Below are 9,160 nucleotides of genomic sequence, written 5' to 3'. Positions count from 1 at the left end.
TCCTTATAATTTGCGCGAAATGCGCAATTCCAGGCTATGACTGCGTTGGCCTCGAATTCAGTAGGAACTACTTACCGGTGTGTCTCGTGTTCCTGGCGCCGGATGTTGCCGATCTGGCGCAGGCTGAGGCCGTACTTGTCGGCCAGGGCGCTGCGCGAGAGGCCATCGCAGCTTTCTTGGAAGATCTGCTGGTTGCGGATCTGGCGGCTGAAGTGATCGGCCTTGGGCACTTCGATGGACAGGCCGGCGTAACGCTGGATCAGGGCGGAAAGCGCTTCCGGGGGAAGGATCAGGGTGAGGGTCGAGCGGGCGGGGTACTTGGGGATGTACTTGGGGCGTCCACCGAAACAGCAGGTCAGCCGGTAAGCGTTCTCCAGGCCGACGCATTCGATCAGTTCTTGCAGCGAGTGTGGCAGTTGCCTGACATCGACCTGTTTGAGGTCATTTTCGTCCATGGTCGTGCTCCTTGTTGGTCTTGTGGACTTACAAGGATGCTAGGGATGCTCTGGCCTGGGGTTTAATGGGGAAATTTGTCCCCTGATTGGTCAGGAAATTGTTCAAGCTGATGTTTCGTCGGAGCGGGTGATGGACTGCGGTTCCCTCAATCAAGGAGAACCACCATGTCCCGTTATGCCATCGACTTCAGTTTCATTGCCCGCCTCGAAGGCGGCCCGGCCACTCGCGGCTACGTGCCGGACGCCGCCAACAGCCGCAGCGGAGTGACCATCGCCACCGGTTTCGATCTCGGCCAGCGCCACCTGGCGGACCTGCAGAAGCTGGGTCTGGAGGCCGGGCTGGTGCAGCGCCTGAGCCCCTACCTGGGGCTGATCGGCCAGCAGGCGGCGGCCTGCCTGGCCCGCCAGCCATTGACGGTCAGTGCCGCCGAAGCCGAGGCCATCGATGAGGCCTTCAAGCTGCCCTTCGTCGACCGCCTGTCTGCCGCCTACAGCAAGGCCAGCGGCGGCGATTTCGCCGCACTGCCGGGCGCCGCGCAGACGGTGATTGCCTCGGTGGCCTTCCAGTACGGCGACCTGGCCTCGCGCACGCCGAACTTCTGGCGGCAGGTGGTGGCCCACGACTGGTCCGCCGCCCGCGCCAACCTGGCGAACTTCGGCGATCGCTACCCGACCCGGCGCAAGCAGGAAGCGCAGCTGCTCGGCAGCCTGTTGTGAGTTGGGCTCCGGGGCGCGGCACTACCGCGCCCCGGGCTTTCAGCGGCAGGGGTAGGTGAGCAGCAGGCTGGCGCCGAACAGCTGCTCGGGCTGCGGGTTATCCGGCACGCTGCGCCAGTCCACGCGCAGGCAGATGGCGGTGAGGTTCTGCGCGCCTTCCACGCCCATGACCTGCGGGGCGAAGTCGCGCCGGTACAGGGCCAGGGTCGATTGCTCGGGCGTGATGCTGCCGGCTTGGCCTAGGGTCTCGCGCACTTTGTCGGGGATGCTGGTCATGGGCAGGGTGAAGCGCGTCTGCGTGCCGTCGGTGCGGAAGTATCCGGCGTCGCGGCTGCGCTTCCACAGCTGCTGCCAATGGCTGCTGCCGGCCGTGTCGGCCAGGGTGGCGGAGAGTTCGCGCAGGCGCTGCTCGGGCAGCTGCCCGGTCTGCAGGGCCTGGGCGCTGGTGACGGAAAGGGCGAGAGCGCAGCACAGGGTGCGAATGAGCATGGTGGCCTCCTTGTCTCAGGGCAGCAGGGTGGAATGGCGCAGGTGGCCGGGGTAGGTTTTGTCGCGAAGCTGAAGCGCCAGGATGTTGTCGATGGCGCCGATATCCAGGCGGTCCAGCTGCTCGCGCATCGCCTGGCTCAGGTGGCGCAGGTACGCCACCCGCCCGGCCAGATGGCAGTAGGCCCGGCCGAGCTCGTGGGCCAGCGCCAGCGCCGGGGCTGTGTCGGTCTGCTCGGCGCCGCCGTAGGCGCTGCCCAGGTTCCACAGCAGGTGCCCGGCGCCATTGGGCTCGCTGCTGCGGGGCGGGCGCCAGGCCTCCTGGAGACGGCCGCGCGGGCCGGCGGTGACTTCGATGTGCAGCAGCTGGGGTACGGTCATCAGTTCGTTGAGCACGAAGGCGGCGAAGCGGGATTGGCGCAGGTACTGGCCGGCATTGCGAAAGGCATCCTCCGCGATGCTCTGCTCCAGCTTCCTGCCGGTGACGATGATGGTCATCGGTGACTCCTGAGTAGTAGGCGCCCGGGATTGGGGCAGGAGCCATGGTTTCAGCCGTACTGGTGGCGCTACAGAGGGAAAGGCTTCAGGCCAAGCGTGCGCGCCTTCGCAAATGGCGACATAGACTGCCGGTGATGGCACATTGATATGGCTTTTGCCGGCAAAAGGTGCTTCCTTATTGGCCCTTTTGTAGCCGCTTCGTCGTGACTCGAAGCGGCTACAGTGCTAACAAGAAGGCTGGTAGTACCGATCCGGCCCATGCGTTACGAGGATTGCCGATGGCGACCATTTCCCTGCTGATCTGCGATGACTCCGCCATGGCGCGCAAGCAGCTGCTGCGCGCCCTGCCGGCGGAGTGGCCGGTGCAGATTAGCCAGGCCACCAATGGTGCCGAGGCCCTGGAGCGGATTCGCGAGGGCGGCATCGACCTGCTGCTGCTCGACCTGACCATGCCGGTGCTGGACGGCTACGGCGTGCTCGCCGGCCTGCGCGACGAGGGGCTGCAGTGCAAGGTCATCGTGGTCTCCGGCGATGTGCAGGACGAGGCCGTGCGCCGCGTCACCGAACTGGGCGCGCTGGCCTTCCTGAAGAAACCGGCCGAGCCCGAGCTGGTCCGCGAGACCCTGCAGCGCCTCGGCCTGTTCGACGAGGCCGTCGCCTCGCCGCCGCGCGATCTGAGCGAGCTGGGCGAGCCGTCGGTGAATTTCCGCGATGCCTTCCGCGAGGTGATCAACGTCGCCATGGGCCGCGCCGCCGCGCTGCTGGCGCGGGTGCTGGGCGTGTTCGTGCAACTGCCACTGCCCAACGTCAACATCCTCGAGGTCGGCGAGCTGCACATGGCGCTGGCCGACGCGCAGAGCGACAAACGCCTCACCGCCGTGTGCCAGGGCTATATCGGCGGCGGCATTTCCGGCGAGGCGCTGCTGATCTTCCATGACTCGGAAGTGGCGGACATGGCCAAGCTGCTGCACCGCAGCGCCATCGAAAGCTCCTCCATGGAGATGCTGCTGGACATGTCCAGCGTGCTGATCGGCGCTTGCCTCAGTGGCATCGCCGAGCAGATCAATATCAAGTTCTCCCAGGGCCACCCGCAGATTCTCGGCCAGCATGCGCCGATCGACGAGCTGATCCGCCTCAATCAACAGCGCTGGCGTAAGACCCTGGCGGTGGAATTCAGCTACAGCATCGAGGGGCACCATATCCACTTCGACCTGATGCTGCTGTTCACCGAGGACTCGGTGCCACTGCTGACCAAAAAACTCGCCTACATGATGGGTTGAACATGGCCGAGAACATCGATCTCAACGAGTTCCACTGGCTGCTGACGATAGTGCAGAGCATCGACGTGGGCGTGGTGGTGCTGAACCGCGAGTTCAGCGTCGAGGTGTGGAACAGCTTCATGGAGAATCGCTCCGGGCTCACCCCGGAAGAGGTACTGCACAAGTCCTTCTTCGAACTGTTCCCCGAAGTGGAGCAGGAATGGTTCCGCCACAAGGTGGACAGTGTCGCCACTCTCGGCACCCCGGCCTTCACCATCTGGGAGCAGCGTCCTTACCTGGTACGGTTCAAGAACTACCAGCCCATCACCGGGCAGGAAGACTTCATGTACCAGAACACCACCATCCTGCCGCTACAAGCCACCAACAGCCGCATCGAGCACATCTGCCTGATCATCTACGACGTCACCGATGTGGCGGTGAACAAGCATCAGCTGCAGTCGGCCAACAGCCAGCTCAAGCATCTGTCGCGCACCGACCGGCTCACCGGCCTGAACAACCGTGGGCACTGGGAAGAGGAGCTGCGCCGCGAATACTCGCGCCATCGCCGTTACGGCAGCATGGCGGCGCTGGTGATCTTCGATATCGACCACTTCAAGAAGGTCAACGACACCTATGGCCACCCGGCCGGAGACAAGGTGATCCAATTCGTCGCCGAGGTGGTGCGTGAGGCCATCCGCGATACCGACGTCGCCGGGCGCTATGGCGGTGAGGAGTTCGTGGTACTGCTGCCGGACGTCGACAAGGTCAGCGCTCGGCTGTTCGCCGAGCGTCTGCGCCAATTGGTAGAGGCGCTGGTGGTGGAGTACGAGGGGCAGGAGATCCGTTTCACCATCAGCCTTGGCGTGGCGGACCTGGGGCAGAGCAGCCAGGACCACCAGCAACTGATCGAATGGGCCGACCGCGCGCTCTACCAGTCCAAGCACGGCGGGCGCAATCAGGTGTCGGTGCACGGCGGCTAGCTGAAACTGCGTGCAGCAGGTTTGCTGTGGGAACGGCCTTGGCCGCGACGCCCATGAGCAGCCAAGAAGCTTCGCGGCCAAGGCCGCTCCCACTCTATGGCTACAGGTTTCTAGGCTACCTGCGTCTGCCGGGCCCCGCCGACCAGCGCCAGCAGCGCCACCACCAGCAGCCCCAGCATGGCCAGGTTCACCGGGCTCCAGCCCAGTCCGCTGATCAGCGCGCCCGAGGCGAAGGAGGCGGCCGCCGCCACGCTGCCGTTGCCCAGCTCCATCAGGCCCTGGGCCTGGCCGCGCTCGTCGGCGGAATGACCCTGGCCGAGCAGGGTGGTGCCGGCCACCAGCATCAGGTTCCAGCCCATGCCGAGCAGTAGCGACGAAACCAGGAAATAGGCCTGCAGCTTGCCGCTCAGGGCGATGGCGGCGCTGGCCGTCAGCAGCGCGATGCCCAGCAGGGCCACGCGCTTGCATCCCAGGCGATCCACCAGCGGGCCGGCGACGAAGGCCGGCAGGAACATGCCGACCATGTGCCAGCGGATCACCTCGGCGCCGGCTTCCAGTGGCAGACCGCAGAAGCTCATGGCCAGCGGCGTGGCGTTCATGACCAGGACCATCAGGCCGTTGCCGATGGCGGTGATGAGCATGGCGCTGCGCACAGTTGGTCTTTCCAGCAGCCCGCGCATCGCGGCCAGTCCACGGCTGGGGGGCGGGGGCAGCGCGCCCTGGCGCAGGCCGGCAAGCAGGGCGATGGCCAGGGTGGCGAGCAGCGACACCAGCAGATAGGCGCCGACGAAGGGCCGCTCCAGGGCATCGCGGGCCCACAGGGTCAGCGTCGGAGCCAGCAGTGCCGCGCACAGGCCGCCGCCAATCACCCAGGCGGTGGCGCGGCCCTTGTGCGCGTCGTCCACCGCCTCCAGGGCGGCGAAGCGGTAATACATGGCCGAGGCCTGGTACACGCCGATGGGCAGGGCGCCAAGGCAGAACAGCCAGAAGTCCGCCAGCCACACGCCCAGCGCGCTGAGCAGGCCGCCGAGCACACCGGCGCCGGCACCGAGCAACAGGCCCGCGCGGCGCCCGCGGCGCTGCATGAAGGCTGACAACGGCTGGGTCGCCAGCAGGTAGCCGAGCACCAGCAACGCCAGGGGCAGGGTGGCCAGGCCATTGAGCGGTGCCAGCTGCAGGCCGACCAGCGAGGTCAGGGTGACGCCGATCATCGCGCAGCTCCAGAATAGAGCCTGGGCAAGGAACAGACGCAGCAGAGTGGGGTTGCGCATAAGCAGCATGGCGTCAGCCCTGGGCACAGCCGGCAGGTTTGTAGGTGCGTTCGCTGGTGGCGGGCGAGCGTGCCAGCTTGACGGCGGGGCGGATCGGCCGGCGCACCAGTTCGCCGCCGCAGTTGGGGCAGATGCCCTGCAGGCGACCTTCCGCGCAGTCGACGCAGAAGGTGCATTCGAAGGAGCAGATGCGCGCGTCCAGCGACTCGGGTGGCAGGTCGCGGTCGCAGCATTCGCAGCCGGGGCGCAGTTGCAGCATGGTGGTTCTCCTTGGCGCGAGGGATGATTGATTCAGGCGAAGCGTTCGGCGTAGTCCTGGGGGCTCACCGACAGGTGTTTGTGGAAGGTGCGGCGCAGGTTCTCCGGATGGCGGAAGCCGGTCAGCCGCGCCACGGTGCTGATCGAGGCGCCGGCGTCCTGCAGCAGCAGGCGCGCCGACTCCAGGCGCAGCTGTTCGACGTAGCGCCCGGGGCCCATGCCCAGTTCCTGGACGAACAGCCGCGACAGGCTGCGCGCCGAGAGGTGGGCCTGCTGCGCCAGGGCTTCCAGCGACAGGTCGGCGGCCAGGTTCTGCGCCATCCATTCCAGCAGGCTGAGCAGGCGCGGCGTGCGGCTGGCGTCCGGGGCGAGCAGGGCGCTGAACTGTGCCTGGCCGCCGGGGCGGCGCAGGAACATCACCAGGCGCCGGGCCACGGCCAAGGCCAGCGGGCGGCCCAGGTCGGCCTCGACCAGCGCCAGGGCCAGGTCGATGCCGGCAGTGACGCCGGCGGAGGTGAAGACATGGGCGTCGCCGTCGCGGCCGGTCGGGTCGTAGGTGTGCAGGCGATCGCCGTCCACCTCGATTCCCTCGTGGCAGCGCAGGGCCGCGACGTCGGCCCAGTGGGTGGTGGCGCGGCGCCCGTCGAGCAGACCGGCGGCGGCCAGGATCAGCGCGCCGGAGCACACCGAGCCTAGGCGGCGGATCTGCGGCTCGGCGTCGCGCAGCCAAGCCAGCAGCGGCTGATTGGCGCATTGCGCGGTCTCACCCAGGCCGCCGGGGATCAGCAGGGTGTCCAGTTCGGCCGGCGCACAATCGCGCCAGGCCTGGTCGGCGACCAGGCGGAAGCCGGCGGAAGTGGCCAGCGCACCGGCCTCGTCGGCCAGCACCAGCAGCCGATACGCCTCGGCCTGGCCCAGGCGGCGCAGCTCGACGTTGGCCGAGGCGAATACCTGCAGTGGGCCGGTCACGTCGAGGCTCATCACATCGGGGTAGATCAGGCTGGCGATGGTGCGCATGGGGTTCTCCAGAAGCTTGCGGCGAGTCTGCGCCTGCCTGCTTCTGGCAACAAGGACAATAAACCCACAGATATGGCCAATCGCTCAGTCGGCCTGGGACAAGCGTTCGAGAAAGCGCAGCAGCAGGCTCTCTTCCTCGCGCAGGCCCTGGCGCGGCTTGGCGGCGCGCAATGTAGCCAGGCTGCCGTCGAGAAAGGCATCGATCACCGCCGGATGGATGTAGCACTTGCGGCAGATCGCCGGGGTGTTGCCGAGCAGGCGTGATACCTGGCGGGTCACTTCCACCACCTGGCTCTTGGCCTCACTGTCGCTGCTCGGGCGCAGCTCGCGCAGGCGTTGCAGGGCCAGGGCGCTGCCGGCCCAGGTGCGGTAGTCCTTGGCGGTGAAATCGCTGCCGGCGTGGCTCTGCAGGTACTGGTTGACGTCCGCCGAGCTGACACCACGGCGTTCGCCGGCGTCGTCCAGGTACTGGAACAGCTGCTGGCCGGGCAGCTCCATGCAGCGCCGCACTGCCCGGGCCAAACGCGGGTGGGTCAGACTGACGCGGTGCTCGATGCCGCTCTTGCCGCGGAAGTGGAAGCGGATGGCGGCGCCGGCCACCTCGACATGCCGGTTGCGTAGGGTGGTGAGGCCGAAGGACTTGTTGTCCCTTGCGTACTGCGGGTTGCCCACGCGGATCAGGGTGGAGTCGAGCAGGGCGACTACCGTGGCCATCACCTTGTCGCGACCCAGATCGCGCAGGGCCAGATGCTCCTCCACCTGGCGCCGCAGGCCGGGCAGGGCGCGGCCGAAGTCGAGCAGGCGTTCGTACTTGTTGCAGTCGCGCACCTCGCGCCAGCGCGGGTGGTAGCGGTACTGCTTGCGCCCGCGGGCGTCGCGGCCGACGGCCTGCAGATGGCCGCGCGGGTCGGGGCAGATCCACACGTCGGTGTAGGCGGGCGGAATCGCCAGGGCGTTGATGCGCTTGATCTCGTCGGCGTCGCGAATGCGTTGGCCATCCACGTCGAAATAGGCGAAGTGGCCGCGCAGCTTGCGGCGGCTGATCCCGGCCTGGCGGTCATCGACATATACCAGGTCCGGCGGCAGGACAGGGCACAGGGCGGTGCCGGTATCCTCGCGCTCGTCGGCCGGCAGTGGACGGGTGCCGCTGGCCAGCGGCGGTGCCTGTTCGCTCATCGTTCGCGCTTCCAGTCCAGGGCCTGATTCCACAGCTCGCCGCCGCAGCGCGCGCAGGTGGCATCATGCTTGGCCTGCAGCGGTTGCGGGTTGCCGCAGCGGTTGCAGGCGTACAGGCCGTCGGCGGGGATGTGCTGGTAGACCGGGTTGAGCTCTTCCGGCAGCACCGACAGGCCGCTGTGGGTCTCCTCGGCGGGGAAGCAGTACAGGCTGAGGTCGCCGTCGACCTCGAGGATGCCCAGGCGTACCTGGCCCAGGTGCTGCACGCCGGCGCGGCGGAGCTCCATATGGAATTCGTCGCTGGAGATGTTCTGCGTCTCCAGGGCGCCGAGCTCGTACAGGCCATCGCGAATGATCACCACCGGCTTGCCCTCGACCCAGCTGCCGAAGCGTGGGCTGCGCTTCATCAGACGGGTGGTCAGGCTGTAGAGCACCAGCAGGGTGATGAACACCACGGCGACCGGTAGCAGCGGTACGTCGTGGTAGAACGACATGTCGCCGGCGGCCGAGCCGAGGGTGAGGATCACCACCAGTTCGAACAGCGACAGCTGGCGCACGCCGCGTCGTCCGGAGACCTTGAGGAAGATGAATACGGCCAGGTAGGCGAACGTCGCGCGTAGCGCCACCTCGCCAAGGAAGGCCACGGGAAAGTCATCGAGCAGCATGCGCTGCCAGTCGAAAGCTTCCATGCGTACCTCCTCAACCGACTTGCGGGTTGCTCCAGGGCATGGACCAGGGCGCCAGCTCGTAGCCGTCCTTGCTCAGTTCCAGGCGCGCGAGTTCGACCAGGCCGGCCAGGCGCGCCGGGTCGCCATACTGCGAGCGCGCTACATGCGCTTGGGAAAGCAGTTCGACGTCACTGTCATCGAACACGCGGAAGGAAAAGCTGGCGTCCTCGCGATCCGCCCGGGTTTGGCAGGCATGCGGCAGGAAGGCCTGTTCGACGATATGCAGTGCCTCTTCGAGGCTCAGGGCGGTGCTCATGCGGCGCCTCCGTCTGTGGCTGTTAGTGAGTAGACGGGGCGGCAGCCGTTAGGTTCGTA

Annotated in this window: 12 protein-coding genes; 3 read left to right on the top strand and 9 right to left on the bottom strand. The window is 67.0% G+C overall.

Annotated features, from left to right (window positions below; translation table 11 throughout):
- Positions 1 to 71: 71 nt before the first annotated feature.
- Positions 72 to 455 carry a Mor transcription activator family protein gene (locus IB232_RS11295; RefSeq protein ID WP_137972730.1) on the bottom strand — a complete coding sequence of 128 codons (384 nt, stop codon included), beginning with the start codon at positions 453 to 455 and terminating at the stop codon, positions 72 to 74.
- 165 nt (positions 456 to 620) lie between these two features.
- Between IB232_RS11295 and IB232_RS11290 the strand changes: the two genes are divergently transcribed.
- Positions 621 to 1,172 carry a pesticin C-terminus-like muramidase gene (locus IB232_RS11290; protein WP_192398667.1) on the top strand — a complete coding sequence of 184 codons (552 nt, stop codon included), beginning with the start codon at positions 621 to 623 and terminating at the stop codon, positions 1,170 to 1,172.
- 39 nt (positions 1,173 to 1,211) lie between these two features.
- On the opposite strand, the gene IB232_RS11285 is transcribed toward IB232_RS11290, so the two are convergent.
- Positions 1,212 to 1,661 carry a hypothetical protein gene (locus IB232_RS11285; RefSeq protein WP_225592245.1) on the bottom strand — a complete coding sequence of 150 codons (450 nt, stop codon included), beginning with the start codon at positions 1,659 to 1,661 and terminating at the stop codon, positions 1,212 to 1,214.
- Positions 1,662 to 1,676: 15 nt separating this feature from the next.
- Positions 1,677 to 2,156 carry a hypothetical protein gene (locus tag IB232_RS11280; protein WP_192398665.1) on the bottom strand — a complete coding sequence of 160 codons (480 nt, stop codon included), beginning with the start codon at positions 2,154 to 2,156 and terminating at the stop codon, positions 1,677 to 1,679.
- A 278-nt stretch (positions 2,157 to 2,434) separates the two neighbouring features.
- On the opposite strand from IB232_RS11280, the gene IB232_RS11275 reads away from it, so the two are divergent.
- Both IB232_RS11275 and IB232_RS11270 read left to right on the top strand, forming a co-directional pair.
- Positions 2,435 to 3,436, top strand: a complete 1,002-nt coding sequence (locus IB232_RS11275; RefSeq protein WP_192398663.1) for a response regulator — start codon at positions 2,435 to 2,437, stop codon at positions 3,434 to 3,436.
- 2 nt (positions 3,437 to 3,438) lie between these two features.
- Positions 3,439 to 4,395 carry a GGDEF domain-containing protein gene (locus tag IB232_RS11270; RefSeq protein ID WP_192398661.1) on the top strand — a complete coding sequence of 319 codons (957 nt, stop codon included), beginning with the start codon at positions 3,439 to 3,441 and terminating at the stop codon, positions 4,393 to 4,395.
- A 110-nt stretch (positions 4,396 to 4,505) separates the two neighbouring features.
- Here the strand turns inward: IB232_RS11270 and IB232_RS11265 are convergent, their stop codons facing one another.
- From IB232_RS11265 to IB232_RS11240, 6 genes are all read right to left on the bottom strand, one after another.
- Positions 4,506 to 5,672 carry an MFS transporter gene (locus IB232_RS11265; protein WP_225592275.1) on the bottom strand — a complete coding sequence of 389 codons (1,167 nt, stop codon included), beginning with the start codon at positions 5,670 to 5,672 and terminating at the stop codon, positions 4,506 to 4,508.
- A 7-nt stretch (positions 5,673 to 5,679) separates the two neighbouring features.
- Positions 5,680 to 5,925, bottom strand: coding sequence for a DUF1272 domain-containing protein (locus IB232_RS11260; RefSeq protein WP_192398657.1), 246 nt, complete (start codon positions 5,923 to 5,925; stop codon positions 5,680 to 5,682).
- Positions 5,926 to 5,957: 32 nt separating this feature from the next.
- Complete coding sequence (locus tag IB232_RS11255; protein ID WP_192398655.1) at positions 5,958 to 6,941, bottom strand: DJ-1/PfpI family protein; 984 nt, start codon at positions 6,939 to 6,941, stop codon at positions 5,958 to 5,960.
- A gap of 84 nt (positions 6,942 to 7,025) precedes the next feature.
- Positions 7,026 to 8,117: a DNA topoisomerase IB gene (locus tag IB232_RS11250; RefSeq protein ID WP_192398653.1), complete on the bottom strand. Its 1,092-nt coding sequence runs from the start codon at positions 8,115 to 8,117 to the stop codon at positions 7,026 to 7,028.
- Complete coding sequence (locus IB232_RS11245; RefSeq protein ID WP_192398651.1) at positions 8,114 to 8,806, bottom strand: DUF421 domain-containing protein; 693 nt, start codon at positions 8,804 to 8,806, stop codon at positions 8,114 to 8,116. Before IB232_RS11245 ends, IB232_RS11250 begins: the two co-directional genes overlap by 4 nt.
- A gap of 10 nt (positions 8,807 to 8,816) precedes the next feature.
- Positions 8,817 to 9,101 (bottom strand): DUF1652 domain-containing protein, encoded by a 285-nt coding sequence (locus IB232_RS11240; protein ID WP_192398649.1) that lies wholly within the window; start codon positions 9,099 to 9,101, stop codon positions 8,817 to 8,819.
- Positions 9,102 to 9,160: the final 59 nt, after the last annotated feature.

It is taken from the genome of Pseudomonas sp. PDM15 (genome assembly GCF_014851565.1).
GTDB lineage: Bacteria > Pseudomonadota > Gammaproteobacteria > Pseudomonadales > Pseudomonadaceae > Aquipseudomonas.
This window is presented reverse-complemented; position numbering and strand designations above follow the sequence as displayed.